Raw genomic sequence first — 18,931 nt, forward strand, 5'->3', positions numbered from 1 at the left:
GACCATTCAACAGCCGTGCCATCCCAGGTAGGAGTCAACTCCACCAGCGCATGGGGCTCGTCTGAATAAACGGAAATCACGCCGTCGCTTGAAATGGCCCCGCCGCGCAGCCGCCCCAGCGGTTCAATTGAAAGACCCGTTCCAGAGCCCGCAAGAGACTGTTGCGCAACAGCGCGAACAGCAATGACCTCTTTGTACCGGGATGCGCTCAAGACAAGCTCGGCTGCCTTGGATCTGTCGGAGTAGCACTGATAGGCGGGGTGTAAGGATGCTGGCGGCTAGCAGCACCGCCATCAGGAACAGCATGTCATAGAGGACTCTGGCAAAACTCCACCCCAGCCTACGCCAGCCTTTCAGGTTTCGCGTCGCAAAATAGGCAACCCAAATCGCTGTCGTAACTGAAGCAGCCAACACAGCAACCTGTTCATACCGAGGCGTCTCCTTGCAGGCCATCGCGAAAATGCACCATACCCAGAGGGCACTAAGTCCCAGGGAGACGAATGCATGAGTACCAGCGAAGGGCAATAAATCGCGCAAGTGCTTAGGCGAAAGAGAAGCCATGTGAAGATCGATGTCGTGGCAAGAATGCCAGCCTGCATGATGCCGAAAACCACCCACAACATTGCAATCGCTATGCCCCTCAACCCCTACCTCGACACCCGCCCCGTGCTCAGCGCCGGTGTTTTTGTCCACGACTCCGCCCAGGTGATCGGCGACGTCACCCTGGGCCGCGACAGCTCGGTGTGGTGCAACGCGGTGCTGCGCGGCGATGTGAACCGCATCGTGGTGGGCGAGTGCAGCAACGTGCAGGACCTGACCATGGGCCACGTGTCGCACCGCAATCCAGCCAAGCCCGACGGCTCACCGCTGCTCATCGGCAGCCACGTGACGATCGGGCATTCGGTGATCCTGCACGGCTGCCGCATCGGCGACGAATGCCTCATTGGCATGGGCTCGATCGTGATGGACGACGCGGTGGTGGGCGACCGCGTGATGCTGGGCGCCGGCAGCCTGGTCTCGCCGGGCAAGGTGCTGGAGAGCGGCTACCTGTACATCGGCCGCCCGGCGGTGCGCCAGCGTGCACTGACCGATGCCGAGATCGCCTACCTGAAGTACTCGGCCGAGCACTATGTGCGGGTGAAGAACAACTACCAAGGTGCACCCGCACCGGTACTGGCGCCCGCCCCGGTGGTCTGACCTCCGCGGGTTAGTTCCCTGGCCGCCGAGCTGGCCGCAAACCATAATTTTGGGCGTATGAGCGAACTTCTTGAGCAACTGTCCGAGTCGGTCTCTGCAGCACAGACCGTGGAGGAGCTCACCCGGCCGCTTCTGGAGATGCTGGAGGCCGTGACAGGGCTCGAATCCACCTACCTCACCTCCATTGACGAGGCCAAGGGCGTACAGCACGTGCTGTATGCGCGCAACTCCAGCGCGATGCAGATGCCCGAGGGGCTGACGGTGCCCTGGAACGACACGCTGTGCAAACGCGCGCTCGAAGAAGGCCGCACCTTTACTGACGATGTGCCCGCCTGCTGGGGCGATTCGCAGGCTGCGCGCGAACTGGGCATCCGCACCTATGTGAGCAAGCCCGTGCGCATGGGCAACGGCGCGCTGTACGGCACTCTGTGCGCTGCCAGCACCCACAGCCGCCCGCGCACGCCCCAGGCCGAGCGCATCCTCACGCTGTTTGCCTACCTGATCGGCCAGCAGGTCGAGCGCGAGCAGCTCATCCAGAAGCTGCTGTCCGCCAATGAACAACTGGCTGCCGCGGCCGCCACCGACCAGCTCACCGGGCTGCCCAATCGCCGCGCGCTGATGGAGGCGCTGGAGCGCCTGCTGGCGCAGGGCCCGCGCCAGCAGATGGGGGTGCAGATCGCCTTCATTGATCTCGACGGTTTCAAGGCCGTCAACGACACCCACGGACACGACGTCGGCGACCAGTTTTTGGTGGCGATCGCGCAGCGCCTGCAGGGTGTGCTGCGCGCCGAAGACATGGCCGCGCGCCTGGGCGGCGACGAGTTCGTGGTGGTCAGCCTGAGCCCGCACACGGGCGACGCCGCCCGCGCGGCGCAGGACGCGCTGTGTGCGCGCATCACGCACGCCCTGCAAGGTCACTTCGAGCTGCCAGGCGCCGCGTTCGATTACGCCGGTGCCAGCGTGGGCGTGGTCACCATTCCACCCGACCAGCCCCACCAGATCGCGGACGCGCTGCGCGTGGCCGACCAGACGATGTACCGTGTCAAGCTGGCGCGCCGCCATGCCAACGAGGCCCTGGAGCAGGCGCGCACGGGGGTCGCAGCGCACTCCTGAGTGCTGCGGCAGGCCGCGCTGGCGGGGCGGCTGCTGCGGCCGCAATGACGCTGCAGCAACCCCACGGAGGGCCGCCCGCACCGTGGTGCCGGGATAATCGGCGTTCACCACCCCCAGGTTCCCATGGCTTCTTCTCCGTGCCGCGTGCTCGCTGTCATCCCGCCGATGACGCAGCTGAACACGCCCTATCCGTCCACCGCTTACCTCACGGGCTTTCTGCGCTCGCGCGGTGTCACCGCGTTCCAAGAGGACCTGGCGCTGGCGCTGGTGCTGCGGCTGCTGTCGCCCGAGGGCCTGAAGGCCGTGGCTGCAAAGGTGGACGCACTGCCCACCAAAAAGCAAAGCCCCGCCGTGCAGTCGTTTGCCGCGCAGCAGGATCGGTACCTGTCCACCATTGGGCCGGCCATTGCCTTTTTGCAGGGCCGCGACAGCACTCTGGCGCACCGCATTGCCGGGCGGCATTACCTGCCCGAAGGGCCGCGATTCGCCACGCTGGACGTGTACGTGGACGACGAGGGCGGCGACCCGCTGGGCTGGGCGTTTGGTGCCCTGGGCCTGCACGACAAGGCCAAGCACATCGCCACGCTGTACCTGAACGACCTGGCCGACGTGCTGCGCGATGCGGTGGATGAGCGCTTCGAGTTCGTTCGCTATGCCGAATCGCTGGCGGGCAGCCAGCCCACATTCGACCCGCTGGCCACGGCGCTGGCCGCACCGCCCACGCTGGTGGACGACCTGCTGGCGCAGCTCACGCACGAGGCCATCGAGCGGCATCAGCCCACGGTGGTGCTGCTGTCGGTGCCTTTCCCGGGCTCGGTGTACGCGGCGTTCCGCATCGCGCAGGCCATCAAGGCCCGCTGGCCGCACATCGCCACGGTGCTGGGCGGCGGTTTTGTGAACACCGAGCTGCGCGAGCTGGCCGACCCCCGCGTGTTCGACCATGTCGACTACGTGACGCTGGACGCGGGCGAGCGCCCGCTGCTCGCGCTGCTGGAGCACCTGCAGGGCCAGCGCGGCCGCCAGCGGCTGGTGCGCACCTTTGTGCGCGGTGATGACGGCGCCGTCCAGTACATCAACATGATGGAAGCTGATGTGGCCTTCGCCGAGGTCGGCACGCCCACCTGGGACGGCCTGCCACTCGACCGCTACCTGTCGCTGCTGGACATGCTCAACCCCATGCACCGCCTCTGGAGCGATGGCCGCTGGAACAAGCTCACCGTGGCGCACGGCTGCTACTGGAAGAAGTGCAGCTTCTGCGACGTGAGCCTGGACTACATCAGCCGCTATGAAGGCGCGAGCGCCGAGGTGCTGGCCGACCGCATTGAACAGATCGTGCGCGAGACGGGACAGACGGGCTTTCACTTTGTGGACGAGGCGGCGCCGCCCAAGGCGCTCAAGGCGCTGTCCACCGAGCTGATTGCGCGCAACGCCGGCATCAGCTGGTGGGGCAATGTGCGCTTTGAGAAAACCTTCACTCCCGACCTGGCCGAGCTGATGGCCGACAGCGGCTGCATCGCGATTTCGGGCGGGCTCGAAGTGGCCTCGGACCGGCTGCTCACCCTCATGAAAAAAGGCGTGTCGGTAGACCAGGTGGCGCGCGTGACGCGGGCGTTTACCGACGCGGGCATCCTGGTGCATGCGTACCTGATGTACGGTTTTCCGACGCAGACCGTGCAGGACACGGTGGACGCGCTCGAATACGTGCGCCAGCTGTTCGCCAACGGCTGCATCCAAAGCGGGTTCTTCCACCGCTTTGCCTGCACGGTGCACTCCCCGGTCGGCAAGAACCCCGAGGAGTACGGCGTGACGCTGGCGCCGTTGCCCCCGGGCGACTTCGCCAAGAACGACGTGGCCTTCATCGACCCCACGGGCGTGGACCACGACGCGCTGGGCGGCGCGCTCAAGAAGGCCATCTACAACTACATGCACGGCATCGGGCTCGAAGAAGACGTGCGCAGCTGGTTCCCCTTCAAGGTGCCCAAGACCACGGTGCAGCGCAACCGCATCGAGCGGGCGCTGCGCGAGCGCGGGTGACACATCGGTAGATACGTGGGCGCTGCACATGAATTCGCTCAGGCGTCTTTAAACACACAGCGACGCGGCTATACATTCATTCACAAAACTTGCAATCGGCTTGCATGAAAGCCAATTGCAAGCTGTGCCCTTGCTCTAGCATGCGCTCATGCTAAATATCACATCCGAGGGAATTTGCGTGGACGGGCGGATTATTGTCCGCCGCTATTTAAATCTGGAGCACGGACGCCTTGACAAGGTCGTGGCTCTCGTTTTACACCAGACAGATTCATCTACCGCGCAACAAACATTCAACAGCTATATTAGCAGTCAGCACGGCGCGCATTTTCTCGTTGATAAAAATGGGCAAATTTATCAAACCGCCAGCCTGCTCATGCGCTGTTATCACGTCGGAAAACACATCCGTTCAAAATGTTTAGAAATCGACAAACCGTCTTGTGATAGCGCAGCCATGGCCAAGATGCTCGCCATGTCTTTCAGCAACCACGTCAAGGCTATTGACGCGCACGAGCGGGCTAAATCATATCCTCTGCGTTACCCGGTCAACGGAGATTCCATTGGAATAGAAATCGTAGGTAGGAGTATCGATGACAAAACCTACGAAAAAATCACCTCTGAACAGAACACATCCGTTCAGTGGTTGACTGGTGAGCTTTACTCCCACTTTTCGATTTCAAGTTCCGACGTCTACCGCCACCCAGAGGTGTCGTATAAGAATCGGGGTGAAGCAGCTTCTGCAGTTTGGAAATGAGGAGCCTCTACATTTTGCCCCTAGGGATATTGACAGTGCTGCTGGCTATTTTTTACAGAAATGTTTATAGCAGTATGTCCGTCATAGATATTCCCTCGTTTCGGAGCGATGAGCCCGCTACATGCCAGCGGACAGACGTCGATTTGAAACCAGTGAATGTCCAAAGGTTTTTCCGCGGCGCCACCGTGGTGAGTAGCCGGCGTGTTCATGACGAATATGACCTTGCGCCCTGCTACCTACAGGGCACCCTGCTTCACTCGCTCCAACGCTGCACCTGGACGATCCGACCCGGGGGCGTAGGCACACTCCAATGTGGCGCAACTTTTAGCTATGTCGTCTGCGAGGAGTGTGAGCTCAATAACGAATCAAAATAGCTGCGGCTGCCTTGCACCGCACTTGCGTCAAGTTGTGCTCCAAGCGGAACCCACGGCCGACTCTTCTTTAGACAAGATCGGGCTTGCGCAAGTTACATAGGCACTTTCAGCTCTCAAACAGGAGCAACTTTTCACTGCTTCTGTTTTTGGTAGGCGTTGTGCGCCGGCACCCCACGGTCCGTGTCCTGCAGTCCGCGCTCTACGTCCTTGTATGCCTGCTCAATCTCCGGGTGGCGTTCGCCATCGGTCATGTCGGTGGCCTGGTCGCGCTCGTGGGGCAGGCGGGCTTCGGGGCCGTTCAGGTCCTCGGGGCCGCTGCCGGGCTGCACGGCGGGGTGGGTGGTGTTGACGCGCCGTTCGGTGCGGGCGGGCACCGGGGCGGAGGGGGTGACGTCTTTTTCTTGCGTGGGGGATTGGGCCATGAGGGCCTCCGATTCAGGGGATGTGGGGCACCGGTGGTGCATGGCCCATGCTATGCAGGTGCTTGCGCGGCAGCTGTAGGCGGGTGCGCACAGTGGACGCGAGTGCGCGGCGGCTCCGGGGGCGCGGCATGCGACACTACTGTATGTCTCAACAGGTATGGGCCGCGCAGGCTCTTGAATCGTTCGATGCGGTGGTGCGGGCCACCCCGGGATTTCGCAGCCGCCAAGGCCAGCGGCGCATGGCCGAGCAGGTGGCGCTCACATTCAGCACGGCCACGCTGGGCAAGGTGGACGCTGATGGTGGCGACAGCGGCGATGGTGAAACGACCACGCCCACACGCGCCATCGCGGTGATCCAGGCCGGCACGGGGGTGGGCAAGTCGCTGGCGTACTGCGCCCCCGCCATCGCGCTGGCGCTGTCGCGTGGCACGCGGGTGCTGATCTCCACCGCCACCGTGGCGCTGCAGGAGCAGCTGGTCAATAAGGACCTGCCCGCGCTGGCCGCGCTGATGCCCCAGCCCTTCAAATTTGCGCTGGCCAAGGGGCGCGGGCGTTATGTGTGCAAGCTCAAGCTCGACCGGCTGGCCGGCACCGGCGAAGCAGAAGAGGCGGACGAAGACGACCTGTTTGCCGAGGAAGAAGCCGCAGCCCGCGCCAAGCGGCCCCGGCAAGAGACCGAGGCGCGCATGCAGTTCTATTCGACCATGTCGCAAACCCTGGCCAAGGGCGCGTGGGATGGCGACCGCGACAGCCTGGACACGCCGCCCGAGCCCGAGGTGTGGAGCCCCGTGGCGGCCGAGGGCGCGTCGTGCACCGGCAAACACTGCCCGGCCTTCAGCCAGTGCACCTACTACGACAAGCGCAAGGAGCTGGTGGGCGCGCAGGTGATCGTGGCCAACCACGACCTGCTGCTGTCGTCGCTGGGCGCACGTGTCCTGCCCGAGCTCGACAACTGCCTCCTGGTGCTGGACGAAGCCCACCACCTGCCCGCCACCGCGCTCGACCAGTTCGCCTGCAGCATGGACCTGTCGCGCATCACCTGGATTGACCGGCTGTCGAGCCGCGGCCTGCGCATTGGCGCGCTGCTCGAGGTCGAGGAGATCGCCGACATCCCGCGCCACGCGGCGCAGTTGCGCCAGACGCTGCAGGACCTGGCGCGCATCGTGATGGATGTGTACGGTGCTGCGCTCAAGAGCCAGAAGGACACCTGGGGCCCGGCGCGGGTGCGGGTGCCGCGGGGCGAGTTGCCCGAGCCGCTCATTGCGCCGCTCGGTCTGCTGGCCGCCAGCGCCGATGGCTTCCTCGAAGCCCTGCGCGCCATCAGCAAGGCCCTGCGGGCAGAAATGCGCGACAAGCCGGAAGAGGCCAAGCGCCTGTCCACGCTGTACGCGCAGATTGGCATGCTCGCGCCCCGGCTTGAAGAGCTGCACGCCACCGCGCAACTGCTGCTGCAGGACGCACCGCAGGGCGCCGACCGCAGCTTTGTGCCCGCCGCCAAGTGGTTCACGCTGGAGATGGATGGCGACTTCATCGTGGTCAAGGCGCACGCCAGCCCCATCCTGCCCGGCACCACGCTGCGCAACCATTTGTGGAACGCGGTGCGCGGCGCCGTGCTGACATCGGCCACGCTCAACAGCTGCGGCAATTTCGACTTCTTTCTGCGCGAGGCCGGGCTGCATGGTGATGAGTCCACGACCACGCTGGAGGTGCCAAGCCCCTTCAACTACGCCGCGCAGGGCACGCTGATCGCCGCCGAGACGCGCGCAGACCCCAAGAACGCCGCGCAGTTCACCGCCGAGATGGTCGATGCGCTGCTGCACGACATTGCGCGTGTCGAATACGGCGCGCTGGTGCTGTTCACCTCGCGCGAGCAGATGCGCCAGGCTGTGGACGCACTGCCCACCGCCATGCGCGGCGTGGTGCTGGTGCAAAACGCGCTGCCGCGCACGCAACTGCTGCGCCGCCACCGCGAGCGCGTGGACAACGGCGAGCCTTCGGTCATCTTTGGCATGCAGTCGTTCGGCGAGGGGCTGGATCTGCCCGGGCGGCTGTGTGAATCGGTGTTCATCACCAAGCTGCCGTTCGCTCCGCCCGACGACCCGGTGGGCGAGGCGCGCGCCGAATGGCTGCGCGCCGTGGGGCGCGACCCCTTCAGCGAACTGGTGGTGCCCGCCACGGCCGTCCGCCTGGCGCAATGGGTGGGCCGCGCGATCCGCACCGAGGACGACATGGCGCACGTGTACTGCTACGACAAGCGCTTGATGCGCACCAGCTACGGGCAGCGGTTGCTCAAAGGCCTGCCGCCGTTTGCGCTGGAGCAGCGGGCGCCGCTGTAGCCGCGTTCAGGGTCGCCGCAGGGCTTGCAAACTGCGGGACACCGCGCGCGGCGCGGGTGTCGGATAAACACCCACGCACCTGCGGGCGCAGGGCCGACACTGGCCGCGTGACTCTCTGCCTAGAGTGGACTACGACGGGAATCTTCCTCCCATTTACCCACTTACGACGCACGGAGAGCCCATGGCCCAGAACACGCCCGCCCACGAGACCCTGTGGAAACTCATCAAGGACATCCGCTTCGGGATGCTCACCCACCGCACCAGCACCGGCATGCTGCATGCGCACCCGCTGACCACGCAAAACCGCAGCATTGACGAGCACAACGAGCTGTATTTCTTCATCTCCAAATCGGGCGAGCTGTACGAGCGCCTGCTCACCGACGGCGAGGTGAACGTGTCGTACGCCGACCCGGGCGACGACAGCTATGTCTCGCTGTCGGGGCAGGCCCGTTTTATCGACGACCTGGCGCAAAAGGAAGCGCTGTGGTCGCCCATGGCCAAGGCCTGGTTCCCGGGCGGCCACACCGACCCGGACCTGGCCCTGCTGGCCGTGCGCATTCGCCACGCCGAGTATTGGGACGTGAAGGAAAGCAAGATGGTCCAGCTGTTCAAGATGGCCAAGGCGGCCGTCACCGGCGAGCAGCCCCGCGGTATGGGCGAGCACAAGGAGCTCACGCTGTCCTGATCGCCGCAGTGCGGCATGCGGCGCGACACCCGTCCGCCGGCTGCGCCTGATCGCTTTTCCCGACTCTTCACCCGTTCTCCCATCGTCTTTACAGGAGGCTCCATGAGCAGTAGCAACAGCAAAGAAAACCGCCGTGAGGATGGTGGCGTCAGCAACGAGACCGAGGGCTCGGGCAAGGTCGCACAGGCCCACAACGCCACGGGCGACCAACCGACCACCCAGCTCAACCAGGGCCGTCGCACACCCGAGAGCCGCCACGACCGCGACGCCCACCTGGGCAGCGGAAACCAGGTGCAGTCGCGCCGTGGTGCGGGCGGCGGTGGCAATGGTGGCGGCAGCCGTGGTGCGGGCTGAAGCCGCCCGCTGCCGGAACGGCTGACACGTCCCAAGAAAGAGCCTTCGGGCTCTTTTCTTTTTGCGGTATTGCTCTTGAAACGGCCGGATAACCATCCAATTACCATCCATACGGATGGCGAACAGCCGCAAAAGAGGAATCCATGCCCCCATCACCTGCTTCTCCCGCATCCCCGGTTGCCCTGCGCGGCAAGATCCCTGACTCGGAAAAGATCACCATCAACCTCGGGTTTGTCGACCTGGGCCACATCGATCTGCTGGTGTCCGAGGGCTTTTATGCCAACCGCACCGACTTCATCCGCACCGCCATCCGCAACCAGCTGACCGCCCAGGGCGACGCCGTGCGCCAGGTGGTGGCCCGCAAGATGCTTGTGCTGGGTTTGCAGCGGTTTGGCCGCGCCGACCTGGAGGCCGTGCAGGCGGCGGGGCAGGTGCTCGAGATCCGGGTGCTGGGCCTGGTCAGCATCGACAACGACGTGCCAGCTTCGCTCGCGCAGGCCACGGTGGCCTCGGTGACGGTGCTGGGCGCCTTCCATGCCAGCGCCGCGGTCAAGGCCGCCCTGGCGGGGCGGATTCACTAAGAGCCTGTTCAAAGTAGCAGCCCGCCCCCCAACAACCCACAAGGAACCCCATGGACTGGAATCACAAACTCAAGCAACTGATGGGAGAAGCCACCCATTTGGTGCGCAGCGGCAATCTGGCCGACGCGACGCGTGCGATTCAGCAGGCGCTGGGCCACAACACGGCAGCTGCCACGCCGCGGGGCGCTGGCACGCCCGAGGGACAGGCCGTGGGCACCACACCTGTGCAGACGCCCGTGCCGGCCGCCACCTTTCGTACCAGCACGGCCTGGCGCGGCGCCGCGGCGCCGGATGTGGAAGATGCGGTGGTCATCGAGCGCGAGGGTGGCCCCGCGCACGACAGCACAGACGGTAGCAAGACTGGCGCGCAGGGCGAGCCTGCCGCGTCGCGCCCCGCAGCGCCGTCATCAGCTGCACCTGGCTTGGCATCCCGCGCCGGCCCTGCAGCCCACGCCGAGCCCCCCGGCAGCTTCACCCGCGTGGCCTTCACTAGCCCCGGCGCGTCGCAGGCCCCGCACCACTACCACCTGTACGTTCCACCGGGTGCCGCGTCCGGCACCCCCATGCCGCTGGTGCTGATGCTGCACGGCTGCACGCAGAACCCCACGGACTTCGCCGCCGGCACCGGCATGAACGCCGCCGCCGCGCCCGCCAATGCGCTGGTGCTGTATCCCGCCCAGCCCCAAAGCGCCAACCCCAACGGCTGCTGGAACTGGTTTCGTCCTGAAGACCAGCGCCGCGGCGGCGGCGAGCCCGCGCTGCTGGTGGCCATGGTGCAGGACGTGATGGCGCGCCACCCGGTGGACACGCAGCGCGTGTACGTGGCGGGCCTGTCGGCCGGCGGCGCCATGGCCGCACTGCTGGGCCGCGAATACCCCGACGTGTTTGCCGCCGTGGGCGTGCACTCAGGCCTGCAGGCCGGCGCCGCACACAACGTGATGGCGGCGCTGTCGGCCATGAAAAGCGGCGCCAAGCCCAACCCCCGCGGCACCCCCGTGGCGGCCCCGGGCCAGGCGGTCATGCCGATGATCGTGTTCCATGGCGACGCCGACCCCACGGTCAGCGCGCGCAACGGCGAGCAGGTGATCCACGCCGCCCTGAGCGCAGTGGTCGGCGGCCCGGCGACGCTGCAAGCCAAGGTGGAGCAGGGCCAATCGGCCAGCGGACAGGCCTACACGCGCACCGTGCACCGCCACGCTGCGGGAGCGGTGGTGGCAGAGCACTGGGTGCTGCACGGCGCGGGGCACGCCTGGGCAGGGGGCAACGCGCAGGGCAGCCACACCGATCCCCGCGGGGTGGATGCGACGGGGGAGATGCTGCGGTTCTTTCTGGAGCACCCGCGCACGTCTGCAGGGTGAGGCGCCGTCAGGGCTGTGCGGCCAGGTCGCGGATGACTCCCTCCAGCCCCTGTACCACCCGCGCCAGCCGGTCGTAGTCCACCTTGTCGGGCGTGTCCTCGCGCGTGTGGTAGTGCGGATAGCGGTAGGGCGCCGTGTCGGTCACCATCAGCGCGGGATAGCCTTCGTCGATGAAAGCGGCGTGGTCCGAGTAGTCCACCCCGGGGATGAAACGCGGCGCCGCAATGCCTTCGGAGGGAAACTGGGCATGCGACCGGAAGGACTTCACCGCGCTGCGCACCAGCCTCAAGTCAGTCGTCGTGCCCACGAAGGCGATGAAATTTCCCTGCGTGGGATAGAAGCGGTTAAGCGGCCACGGGTACTTCTGCGAGGCCGCCTCGTCCGAGAAGTAACCCATGGTCTCCAGCGACAGCATGGCCTGCACAGGCGCTCCGGCAGCCTTCAACGCCTTGGCGTGCACGCGGCTTCCCATCAGGTGGGTCTTGAAGTACGGCGGCTCTTCGTTCGTGTACAGCGCAAACACGATGTCCGACGACGCCACGTCACCCAGATCTTTTAGGCGCCGCGCAAGTTCGAGCACCGCCGCCGTGCCTGTGCCGTTGTCATTGGCTCCCGCGGTTTCGTGGGCCGAGTCGTAGTGGGCACCCACCACGATCACACGCTGCCCTGGCGCGCGCTGGCTCGGGAGCGTGACCCACAGGTTGCGAACTTTCTGGCGCGAGGCTTCGAACTCCTGCCGCTCCACCCGATAGCCGTACGAAACAAGCTCAGCTTCCAGGTAGCGGGCGGCCGCGTCCAGCGCAGCCGGTTGCGCAGGTTGTGCTCGACAGACGCCACCGCCACCACATGCTGGCGCAGCCGCTGTGCCAACGCGGCCTGTTCGGCGCTGGCCAGGGGCAGGGGCCCCCGATGCGACCGCGACGGCATCTGCGTGATGGCCGCCGTGTAAACGAGGGCCAGCAGGGCCACCAGTGCCAGCGCACCGCAGATGCGCAGAAGGCTTGCGCCGAGGCGCAGGGTGAAATGTCGAAGGGTCATGCAATCAATGGCGGTGGAGGGCAGCGACGGACAGGCAGGCTCCGGTCAGGCGCTCGAACTGGGGCCCGTGGCCGTGTGAACGAGAATGATGATCGAAAATGGCCCACCTCCGGCAAAGCCCAGGCACCCGGGATCAGCCCGTGGCGCCCAGCCTCCATCGCCCGGCCCCGGCCGCATCGCACCCACCCACACCCATGCCCCCCATCGCCGTCATCGACTTTGAAACCACCGGCGTCTCGCCCGGCCAGGGCGCACGCGCGACGGAGGTGGCGATCGTGCTGCTGGAACAAGGCCAGGTGGTGGACCGGTTTCAGAGCCTGATGAAAACCGGCGCGTGGATTCCGCCGTTCATCACGCAGCTCACCGGCATCACCAACGCGATGGTGGACGCGGCGCCCGATGCGGCCGGGGTGATGGCGGACGCCGCGCGGTTTGTGGGCGATGCGCCCATGGTGGCGCACAACGCGTCGTTTGACAGCAAGTTCTGGCAGGCCGAACTGGCCCTGGCCGACGTGGCCGCGCCGCACCCGTTTGCGTGCACGGTGCTGCTGTCGCGCCGGCTGTACCCCCAGGCGCCCAGCCACAAGCTCGGGACGCTGGTGGACTACCACGGCCTGCCGCGCACGGGCCAGGCGCACAGGGCGCTGGCCGATGCTGAAATGGCGGCGGCCCTGCTCGCGCGCATGCAGCACGACCTGCGCACCCGCTGGCGGGTGCCGGAACCGAGCTACGCGCTGCTGCAGACGCTGCAACGCTGCGCCAAGCCCAAGGTGGGGGCGCTGCTGGCGCAGCACGCGGTGGAATGACCGGAGCGGCGCAGGCATGTGCCCCGGCCGTTCCAACCTGTTTACTACTGAATTGATAGCTACAAGTGCTTTATAGACAAGCGCTGGCGGCACTTTTTAATCAAAATTTGGGCTTGCAAGCGGGCCCGTGGCACTCAGCCATCCACGCCAGCGCTGCAGCGCCAACCTGCCGGCCTTGACCGCCATCGCCCCGGGCACAAAATGCAGGGCAGTGCACGCTCCCTGTGTGTGCCGGCGGGGGCGCGTTGGCAAGCCCCGCCGCTGCCCTTGAATACCCACAACGAAAGGCCCCCCATGGTGCTGCTGGTTTTTGGACTCGTGCTGTTTCTGGGCGTGCACTCCGTGCGCATTGCGGCCGACGGCTGGCGTACACAGACGCTGGCGCGCCTGGGCGAGGGGCCATGGAAGGGGCTGTATTCGCTGGTGTCCGCGGTGGGCCTGGGGCTCATCATCTGGGGCTATGGCCTGGCGCGGCAGCAGCCCGTGGTGCTGTGGGTGCCGCCCACCGGCATGCGCCACGCCGCAGCGCTGCTCACACTCATCGCCTTCATCCTGCTGGCCGCCACCTATGTGCCGCGCAATGCCATCAAGGCACGGCTGCACCACCCGATGGTGCTGGGCGTGAAGGTGTGGGCGCTGGCGCACCTGCTGTCCAACGGCAACCTGGCCGACGTGCTGTTGTTCGGCAGCTTTCTGCTGTGGGCCGTGCTGAGCTTTCGCGCCGCGCGCCAGCGCGACCGGGCACAGGGCACCGTCTACGCCTCCGGCACTGCGGCCGGTACCGGCGCGGCGGTGGCGGTGGGCGCGCTGGCGTGGCTGGGTTTTGCGTTCTGGGCCCATGCCTGGCTGATCGGCGTCTCGCCGCTGGGGCGTTAAGAACCTGTTCACGATCTCCCTGGGGTCGCGCAGCGGTCTTGGCGGGTGGGATGCAAGGCGCGGTGCGCAGTGGATAGCTCGGCTATCCACAAGCGCCGCAACGCCGCAGTCCGCCCGCCAAGACCACGGCCCGAAGGGTTGGAGCGAAATCGGGCCGATGAACTTGAGTGTTGACGCCCCGGCTGCTTGCATGGGCATGAGCCCATGCGGCGCACCTGAAGCATCCACTCATCCCGATTGCGCTCCAACGCGACCCCTGCGAGATCGTGAACAGGTTCTAAAAGCCAAGCTCCTTTGGGGGCATGGCGAAGGGCAGCAGCTGCAAATCCCGGAGAATCCGCGCTTTCCGTTTTGTGTTTTTTGCCTTTTTTGAAGAAGAGCCTTCTGCATGACCGACGCCACCACCACCGCAACCACCACCACGCCGCCAGCCCTGCCCGACCATCTGTCGGTGGACCCGCGCAGCCCGCACCATGTGGCCGCCGTGTTCCAGCACGACATCGGCATCCGCTTCAACGGCAAGGACCGCACCGATGTCGAGGAGTACTGCATCAGCGAAGGCTGGGTGAAGGTGCCAGCCGGCAAGACGGTGGACCGCAAAGGCCAGCCGTTGATGATCAAGCTCAAGGGCAAGGTCGAGGCGTTTTACAAGTGACCTTCGCGGGCCGGATGCGCGGCCCTTTTGCCCTTTCGCGGCGCGCCTGCCTAGCGCCACACGGCCGCCCGAGGCCGTTGCGATGACGATCCCTTGAAGCACGACCCTTCCCGCATGGACTGCAGCAGTTCCGCCTGGGTGATCCATTGCGACGGCAGCGCCGTCCCCAACCCCGGGCGCATGGGGCTCGGCGCCGTGGTGGTGGAGCCCGACGGGACCACGCGGCATGCCTTGTCTGAAGCGACCCACCTTATTGGCTGCAACAACGAGGCCGAGTTGCGCGCGCTGTTGCTGGGACTGCGGTGCGTGTTGCAGCTGGCCCCCAGGCCAGCCCAACCGGTGCAGGTGTTCAGCGACAACAGCGTGCTGGTGGCGCAGCTCACCGGCGCAGGCGACGTGCTGCCGATTGCGCGGCTGGCCGACCTGTTTGACGAAGCCCGTGCCCAGTTGGTGGCGTGTGGCGATGTTCGTGTGCACTGGATCCCGCGCCACCGCAATGGCGAGGCCGACGCCCTCGCGCGCGCGGCGCTGGGGCTCGCGCCCAAGGCGTCCACGCCCCACCACTTGCGCAAGAAGAACAACAAGAAGCACCCGCGGGCTTGACTCGCGTAGTGGGAGTAGCCCGGGCCCATCCACGCCCGATCAATCCAGCCCCAGCTGCTCCCGGTACGCACTGATGCGCGGCAGCAGCGTCTGGCGGCGCGCCAGGCTGTCGGGCGGCCAGTACAGGTCGCGGTCGTAATACTGCGGCACCGCGGGTGTGCCGGGCGGCAGCACCACCCAGGGCTGTTTGGATTCGGTGTAGATGTGGATGTCGGGCGGCAGCAGGTCAGGCGCATCGAGCGTGCCCACGCGCACAAAGGCCACCAGCGGCCCGGCACCGGAGTAGTGGCTCCACACTGCGATGCGGCAGTGCGGGCAGCGCGCGACCTTCTGGCCAAAGCCGCTTGCAGACGGCGTATCCACCAGCTCGACCGCACCCACCAGCAGCGTGAGGCGCTCGGCTTCGACCATGGCGTTCAGGGCAAACGAGGCCCCGCTTTCGCGCTGGCACCAGCGGCAGTGGCAGCAGTGCACAAACAGCGGCGCCGTGTGCAGGCGGTAGCGCAGATGGCGGCAGGCACAGCCGCCGTCGAGCGGGAACACGGTGTCGGGGTGTGTCATGGCACGGCGGGTGGGGAGTGGGCGAAGAAGCCATTCTGGCGAAAGCGCGGCACAAAATCACGCGGAAAAATCAGGTGGGTGTCACGCTGGTATCCGCTTGAAATCAGGCCGTAAGTGCGTCCTCGATGACGTCCCCACCCTGCACGGCAGTCTGCACAGCGCCACCATTTATCCCCCCGCGCGCGCCAGCAACAGGGCCTTTTCCTGCGCGTTGTGCGTGAGGCCCGCGGCGCGCTCGAATTCAGCCCGCGCCTCGGCCCCCCGGCCCAGCTTGGCCAGCAGATCACCGCGCACGCTGGGCAGCCAGTGGTAGTGGCGCAGCACGGGGTCGTGGGCGATTTCGTCCACCAGTTGCAGCGCGGCCGCCGGGCCCTCGGCCATGCCCACGGCCACCGCGCGGTTCAAGGCCACCACGGGCGAAGGCGCCACTTGCACCAGCGCGTCGTACAGCGCCACGATGTGGGCCCAGTCGGTGTCCTCTGCGCGCCGTGCGCGCGCGTGGCAGGCTGCGATGGCGCCCTGCAACGCGTACGGACCCCAGGCGTGGCCGGCGCGCGCCAGCTGCTCGGCCTTGTCCAGCGCGGCCAGGCCCCGGCGCAGCAGCAGCGGGTCCCACCGCGCGCGGTCCTGGTCCATGAGCAGCACGGGCCGGCCTTCGCCATCGGTGCGCGCCCCCAGGCGCGAGGCCTGGATCTCCAGCAGCGCCACCAGCCCCTGCACCTCGGGCTCGTCAGGCACCAGGCCGGCCAGCACGCGCACCAGGCGCTGTGCCTCGCCGCACAGTGCGGGCCGCATCCAGCCGTCGCCCGCGGTGGCGGCATACCCTTCGTTGAAGACGAGGTAGATGACTTCGAGCACCGACGCCAGGCGCGGCGCGCGCTCGGCTTCGCCGGGCACCTCAAACGGCACATGGGCGGCCGACAGGCTGCGCTTGGCACGCACGATGCGCTGCGCGATGGTCGGCTCGGGCACCAGAAACGCCCGTGCGATCTCAGCCGTGGTCAGGCCCCCCAGCAGCCGCAGCGTGAGCGCCACGCGCGCCTCGGTGGGCAGAACAGGGTGGCAGGCGGTGAAGATAAGGCGCAGCAAGTCGTCGCCGATATCGTCCTGCTGCGCAGCGACCAGGGTGTCCACCACGTCGGGCGCGTACTGGGCTTCGAGCGCCTCCAGGTCCTTGCCAAGCGCCTCGTGTTCGCGCGCGTGCAGGGCCTGCTGGCGCAGATGGTCGATGGCGCGGCGCTTGGCGGTGGTCATAAGCCATGCCCCCGGGTTGGCGGGCAGGCCCGTGGCGGGCCAGTGCTCCAGCGCGGCCACCAGCGCATCCTGCGCCAGCTCTTCGGCCCGGCCCACGTCGCGCGTCATGCGCGCCACGCTGGCGATGATCCGTGCGGCCTCGATGCGCCACACCGCATCGATGGTGCGGTGCAGGGCATCGGCGTCGGGACTGCGGGCGTGGTCCATCGCGGGTTTCGGCAAACGATCAGCCCAGGGCCTTGCTGGCGTCCATCATGTGCACAAACTCCCAGCTGTGGCCATCGAGGTCATCAAAACTGTGTGAGTACATGAAGCCCAGGTCCTGCACCGGGCGGGGCGAGGTGCCGCCCGCCGCCAGGGCCTTGGCGACGAGGGCGTCGACCTCTTCGCGGCTCTCGCACGAGAAGCACACCAGCACCTCCGACGTGGTGCGCGCATCGGCAATCGTTTTGCTGGTGAAGGTCTGGTAGAAGTCCTTGACCAGGAGCATCACGTAGAGGTTCTCGCCCACGACCAGGCAGGCGCCCTGCTCGTTGCTGAACTCGGGGTTGAACTCATAGCCCAGGGCGCGAAAGAACGCCTGCGAGCGGGCCATGTTCTCGATGGGCAGGTTCACGAAGATTTGCTTGTGCATGAGAGGCTCCTGAAGGGGTGGGAAGGTAAAGCGAAACGAAAGGTTTGGCAAAGGGGGCGGCGGTTCACACCGCGGGTTTTAGCGCCGCGGCCTGCAGGTTGGCCAGGCCGTCCTCGAAGTCCTGCCCCACCATGCGGTCCATGTTGAAGAGCAGGTGCGCGATCTTGGCAAGGTAGGGCACGGGCCCTTGCATGGCCCAGGTGACGCGGGTGGCGCCCGCGCCTTCGGGCTGCAGCGTGAACTCGACCTGGTTGTGGGCTTCGAAGGGTTTGACGAAGTCGAGCTTCATGTCCACGCGGCGGGGTGCCGTGGCCTCCACGATCTCCATGCTGCCGGTGCCCACCTTGTCGCCCTGCCATGCGTAGCGTGCGCCAGGGCCACTGGTGGTGGCGCTGTACTCGCCCTTGATGGCGGGGTCCTTGCGTTCGTACGGGTTCCACGTGTTGAACTGGCGCAGGTCATGGATCAGCCCGTACACCCGCTCGGGCGGGGCCGTGATCACGCGGCTGCGTTCCACGCGGAAGGTGTCGGGGCGGGTGGCGGTATAAGCCAGCAGCAGCGCCAGGGCGGCGGGCAGCACGAGGGCAATGGTCTTGATCATGGTGGTGGCTCCAGGGCGGGGGGGTCAGCCGCGGGCTTCGAGTTCGCGGAAGTGCTCCACGCCCTGCACGGCGGCGAAGTCCTCCATCTCGTACAGGGGGCGCACCTCGATCTCGGCTTCCATGCCCTCGCCGCGGGGGTTGGGGAAGCGGCGCGTCCATTCCAGCGCCTCGCCCGTGCTGCGCACCTGGATCAGCGTGTAGCCGGCAATGAGCTCCTTGGTCTCGGTGAAGGGGCCGTCGGTGACGGTCCGCGCACCGGCGGCACCGTAGTGCACGCGCCAGCCCTGGGCGCTCGGCTTGAGGCCGCTGCCGTCCAGCAGCACGCCGGCGTGGGCCAGCTCCTCGTGGTAACGGGCCATGGCGGCCATCAGGGGCTCGGTGGGCATGTCGCCGCGCTCGGATTCGGCGGTGGCTTTCACGATGATCATGAATCGCATGGGGTGCTCCTTGGGATGGCGGTGCCAGGGGGGGTGTGAAATTTCTTGCCTTCACCTGCACGACGAACGGGGCAGCTTCAGATCGACAGGCTTCGTGAGAAACAAGGGTTTTTACTGAGAAAAAACCCGTGCTCAGCGGGCCGAGACGGTCACCCAACCGGGCGCGCAAGACCTGCTGTGGCGTATCTGCCAAGCCGTGCAAATGGTTACCCGCCCCCGCGATGTGCCTCGGTAGGATGCCCCGCGAGGGACCCCGACAG

The 18,931-nt window shown here is 66.5% G+C and carries 21 protein-coding genes; 13 read left to right on the plus strand and 8 right to left on the minus strand.

The features are described from left to right. The first annotated feature begins 633 nt into the window (after nt 1–633). The 4 genes from ACSQ3Q_RS00125 to ACSQ3Q_RS00140 all read left to right on the plus strand — a co-directional run bounded on the left by ACSQ3Q_RS00125 (nt 634) and on the right by ACSQ3Q_RS00140 (nt 5,095). On the plus strand, nt 634–1,197 hold the full coding sequence (locus ACSQ3Q_RS00125; RefSeq protein WP_436132411.1) for a gamma carbonic anhydrase family protein: 564 nt from the start codon (nt 634–636) through the stop codon (nt 1,195–1,197). A gap of 57 nt (nt 1,198–1,254) precedes the next feature. After that, complete coding sequence (locus tag ACSQ3Q_RS00130) at nt 1,255–2,310, plus strand: sensor domain-containing diguanylate cyclase (RefSeq protein WP_436132412.1); 1,056 nt, start codon at nt 1,255–1,257, stop codon at nt 2,308–2,310. A gap of 123 nt (nt 2,311–2,433) precedes the next feature. After that, on the plus strand, nt 2,434–4,344 hold the full coding sequence (locus tag ACSQ3Q_RS00135) for a B12-binding domain-containing radical SAM protein (RefSeq protein WP_436132413.1): 1,911 nt from the start codon (nt 2,434–2,436) through the stop codon (nt 4,342–4,344). A 178-nt stretch (nt 4,345–4,522) separates the two neighbouring features. Beyond that, nucleotides 4,523–5,095: a peptidoglycan recognition protein family protein gene (locus ACSQ3Q_RS00140; RefSeq protein ID WP_436132414.1), complete on the plus strand. Its 573-nt coding sequence runs from the start codon at nt 4,523–4,525 to the stop codon at nt 5,093–5,095. Between the two features lie 505 nt (nt 5,096–5,600). Here the strand turns inward: ACSQ3Q_RS00140 and ACSQ3Q_RS00145 are convergent. After that, nucleotides 5,601–5,891, minus strand: a complete 291-nt coding sequence (locus ACSQ3Q_RS00145; protein WP_436132415.1) for a hypothetical protein — start codon at nt 5,889–5,891, stop codon at nt 5,601–5,603. A gap of 143 nt (nt 5,892–6,034) precedes the next feature. Here ACSQ3Q_RS00145 and dinG point away from each other — a divergent pair, with 143 nt between their 5' ends. The 5 genes from dinG (at nt 6,035) to ACSQ3Q_RS00170 (ending at nt 11,205) form a co-directional block, all read left to right on the plus strand. Further along, on the plus strand, nt 6,035–8,227 hold the full coding sequence (dinG, locus tag ACSQ3Q_RS00150; protein WP_436132416.1) for an ATP-dependent DNA helicase DinG: 2,193 nt from the start codon (nt 6,035–6,037) through the stop codon (nt 8,225–8,227). 181 nt (nt 8,228–8,408) lie between these two features. Then, a complete protein-coding gene (locus ACSQ3Q_RS00155; protein ID WP_436132417.1) occupies nt 8,409–8,912 on the plus strand; it encodes a pyridoxamine 5'-phosphate oxidase family protein in 504 nt (167 codons plus the stop codon). 102 nt (nt 8,913–9,014) lie between these two features. Next, nucleotides 9,015–9,266, plus strand: coding sequence for a hypothetical protein (locus ACSQ3Q_RS00160; protein ID WP_436132418.1), 252 nt, complete (start codon nt 9,015–9,017; stop codon nt 9,264–9,266). A 143-nt stretch (nt 9,267–9,409) separates the two neighbouring features. Then, a complete protein-coding gene (locus ACSQ3Q_RS00165; protein WP_436132419.1) occupies nt 9,410–9,847 on the plus strand; it encodes a CopG family transcriptional regulator in 438 nt (145 codons plus the stop codon). A gap of 50 nt (nt 9,848–9,897) precedes the next feature. Then, nucleotides 9,898–11,205 carry an extracellular catalytic domain type 1 short-chain-length polyhydroxyalkanoate depolymerase gene (locus tag ACSQ3Q_RS00170; protein WP_436132420.1) on the plus strand — a complete coding sequence of 436 codons (1,308 nt, stop codon included), beginning with the start codon at nt 9,898–9,900 and terminating at the stop codon, nt 11,203–11,205. Between the two features lie 7 nt (nt 11,206–11,212). Here the strand turns inward: ACSQ3Q_RS00170 and ACSQ3Q_RS00175 are convergent, their stop codons facing one another. Together ACSQ3Q_RS00175 and ACSQ3Q_RS00180 are read right to left on the minus strand one after the other, a co-directional pair. After that, nucleotides 11,213–11,857 (minus strand): M28 family peptidase, encoded by a 645-nt coding sequence (locus tag ACSQ3Q_RS00175; RefSeq protein WP_436132421.1) that lies wholly within the window; start codon nt 11,855–11,857, stop codon nt 11,213–11,215. A 2-nt stretch (nt 11,858–11,859) separates the two neighbouring features. Then, nucleotides 11,860–12,243: a hypothetical protein gene (locus ACSQ3Q_RS00180; RefSeq protein WP_436132422.1), complete on the minus strand. Its 384-nt coding sequence runs from the start codon at nt 12,241–12,243 to the stop codon at nt 11,860–11,862. A gap of 194 nt (nt 12,244–12,437) precedes the next feature. Here ACSQ3Q_RS00180 and ACSQ3Q_RS00185 point away from each other — a divergent pair, with 194 nt between their 5' ends. From ACSQ3Q_RS00185 to ACSQ3Q_RS00200, 4 genes are all read left to right on the plus strand, one after another. After that, nucleotides 12,438–13,049 carry a 3'-5' exonuclease gene (locus ACSQ3Q_RS00185; RefSeq protein WP_436132423.1) on the plus strand — a complete coding sequence of 204 codons (612 nt, stop codon included), beginning with the start codon at nt 12,438–12,440 and terminating at the stop codon, nt 13,047–13,049. Nucleotides 13,050–13,343: 294 nt separating this feature from the next. Beyond that, entirely contained in the window at nt 13,344–13,925 is a 582-nt protein-coding gene (locus tag ACSQ3Q_RS00190; RefSeq protein ID WP_436132424.1) for an NnrU family protein, read from the plus strand. A 388-nt stretch (nt 13,926–14,313) separates the two neighbouring features. Beyond that, nucleotides 14,314–14,580: a DUF3297 family protein gene (locus ACSQ3Q_RS00195; RefSeq protein ID WP_436132425.1), complete on the plus strand. Its 267-nt coding sequence runs from the start codon at nt 14,314–14,316 to the stop codon at nt 14,578–14,580. 114 nt (nt 14,581–14,694) lie between these two features. Continuing rightward, nucleotides 14,695–15,183, plus strand: a complete 489-nt coding sequence (locus ACSQ3Q_RS00200; RefSeq protein ID WP_436132426.1) for a ribonuclease HI family protein — start codon at nt 14,695–14,697, stop codon at nt 15,181–15,183. 39 nt (nt 15,184–15,222) lie between these two features. On the opposite strand, the gene ACSQ3Q_RS00205 is transcribed toward ACSQ3Q_RS00200, so the two are convergent. From ACSQ3Q_RS00205 to ACSQ3Q_RS00225, 5 genes are all read right to left on the minus strand, one after another. Then, a complete protein-coding gene (locus tag ACSQ3Q_RS00205; RefSeq protein ID WP_436132427.1) occupies nt 15,223–15,744 on the minus strand; it encodes a GFA family protein in 522 nt (173 codons plus the stop codon). A gap of 168 nt (nt 15,745–15,912) precedes the next feature. After that, on the minus strand, nt 15,913–17,205 hold the full coding sequence (locus ACSQ3Q_RS00210) for an RNA polymerase sigma factor (RefSeq protein ID WP_436132428.1): 1,293 nt from the start codon (nt 17,203–17,205) through the stop codon (nt 15,913–15,915). Between the two features lie 19 nt (nt 17,206–17,224). Continuing rightward, complete coding sequence (locus tag ACSQ3Q_RS00215) at nt 17,225–17,632, minus strand: VOC family protein (protein WP_436132429.1); 408 nt, start codon at nt 17,630–17,632, stop codon at nt 17,225–17,227. Nucleotides 17,633–17,696: 64 nt separating this feature from the next. Then, nucleotides 17,697–18,233 carry an SRPBCC family protein gene (locus ACSQ3Q_RS00220; protein ID WP_436132430.1) on the minus strand — a complete coding sequence of 179 codons (537 nt, stop codon included), beginning with the start codon at nt 18,231–18,233 and terminating at the stop codon, nt 17,697–17,699. Nucleotides 18,234–18,257: 24 nt separating this feature from the next. Next, entirely contained in the window at nt 18,258–18,671 is a 414-nt protein-coding gene (locus ACSQ3Q_RS00225) for a YciI family protein (RefSeq protein ID WP_436132431.1), read from the minus strand. Nucleotides 18,672–18,931 lie beyond the last annotated feature (260 nt).

The organism is Acidovorax sp. LjRoot129, from assembly GCF_964253765.1.
In the GTDB taxonomy this organism is placed as follows: domain Bacteria; phylum Pseudomonadota; class Gammaproteobacteria; order Burkholderiales; family Burkholderiaceae_C; genus Acidovorax.

Bases quoted from the DNA above. Each gene is read 5' to 3' on its own strand.
- ACSQ3Q_RS00125 (WP_436132411.1), top strand. From the start codon at position 634: ATGCCCCTCAACCCCTACCTCGACACCCGCCCCGTGCTCAGCGCCGGT.
- ACSQ3Q_RS00130 (WP_436132412.1), top strand. From the start codon at position 1,255: ATGAGCGAACTTCTTGAGCAACTGTCCGAGTCGGTCTCTGCAGCACAG.
- ACSQ3Q_RS00135 (WP_436132413.1), top strand. From the start codon at position 2,434: ATGGCTTCTTCTCCGTGCCGCGTGCTCGCTGTCATCCCGCCGATGACG.
- ACSQ3Q_RS00145 (WP_436132415.1), bottom strand. From the start codon at position 5,891: ATGGCCCAATCCCCCACGCAAGAAAAAGACGTCACCCCCTCCGCCCCG.
- dinG (WP_436132416.1), top strand. From the start codon at position 6,035: ATGTCTCAACAGGTATGGGCCGCGCAGGCTCTTGAATCGTTCGATGCG.
- ACSQ3Q_RS00155 (WP_436132417.1), top strand. From the start codon at position 8,409: ATGGCCCAGAACACGCCCGCCCACGAGACCCTGTGGAAACTCATCAAG.
- ACSQ3Q_RS00160 (WP_436132418.1), top strand. From the start codon at position 9,015: ATGAGCAGTAGCAACAGCAAAGAAAACCGCCGTGAGGATGGTGGCGTC.
- ACSQ3Q_RS00165 (WP_436132419.1), top strand. From the start codon at position 9,410: ATGCCCCCATCACCTGCTTCTCCCGCATCCCCGGTTGCCCTGCGCGGC.
- ACSQ3Q_RS00170 (WP_436132420.1), top strand. From the start codon at position 9,898: ATGGACTGGAATCACAAACTCAAGCAACTGATGGGAGAAGCCACCCAT.
- ACSQ3Q_RS00180 (WP_436132422.1), bottom strand. From the start codon at position 12,243: ATGACCCTTCGACATTTCACCCTGCGCCTCGGCGCAAGCCTTCTGCGC.
- ACSQ3Q_RS00185 (WP_436132423.1), top strand. From the start codon at position 12,438: ATGCCCCCCATCGCCGTCATCGACTTTGAAACCACCGGCGTCTCGCCC.
- ACSQ3Q_RS00190 (WP_436132424.1), top strand. From the start codon at position 13,344: ATGGTGCTGCTGGTTTTTGGACTCGTGCTGTTTCTGGGCGTGCACTCC.
- ACSQ3Q_RS00195 (WP_436132425.1), top strand. From the start codon at position 14,314: ATGACCGACGCCACCACCACCGCAACCACCACCACGCCGCCAGCCCTG.
- ACSQ3Q_RS00200 (WP_436132426.1), top strand. From the start codon at position 14,695: ATGGACTGCAGCAGTTCCGCCTGGGTGATCCATTGCGACGGCAGCGCC.
- ACSQ3Q_RS00205 (WP_436132427.1), bottom strand. From the start codon at position 15,744: ATGACACACCCCGACACCGTGTTCCCGCTCGACGGCGGCTGTGCCTGC.
- ACSQ3Q_RS00210 (WP_436132428.1), bottom strand. From the start codon at position 17,205: ATGGACCACGCCCGCAGTCCCGACGCCGATGCCCTGCACCGCACCATC.
- ACSQ3Q_RS00215 (WP_436132429.1), bottom strand. From the start codon at position 17,632: ATGCACAAGCAAATCTTCGTGAACCTGCCCATCGAGAACATGGCCCGC.
- ACSQ3Q_RS00220 (WP_436132430.1), bottom strand. From the start codon at position 18,233: ATGATCAAGACCATTGCCCTCGTGCTGCCCGCCGCCCTGGCGCTGCTG.
- ACSQ3Q_RS00225 (WP_436132431.1), bottom strand. From the start codon at position 18,671: ATGCGATTCATGATCATCGTGAAAGCCACCGCCGAATCCGAGCGCGGC.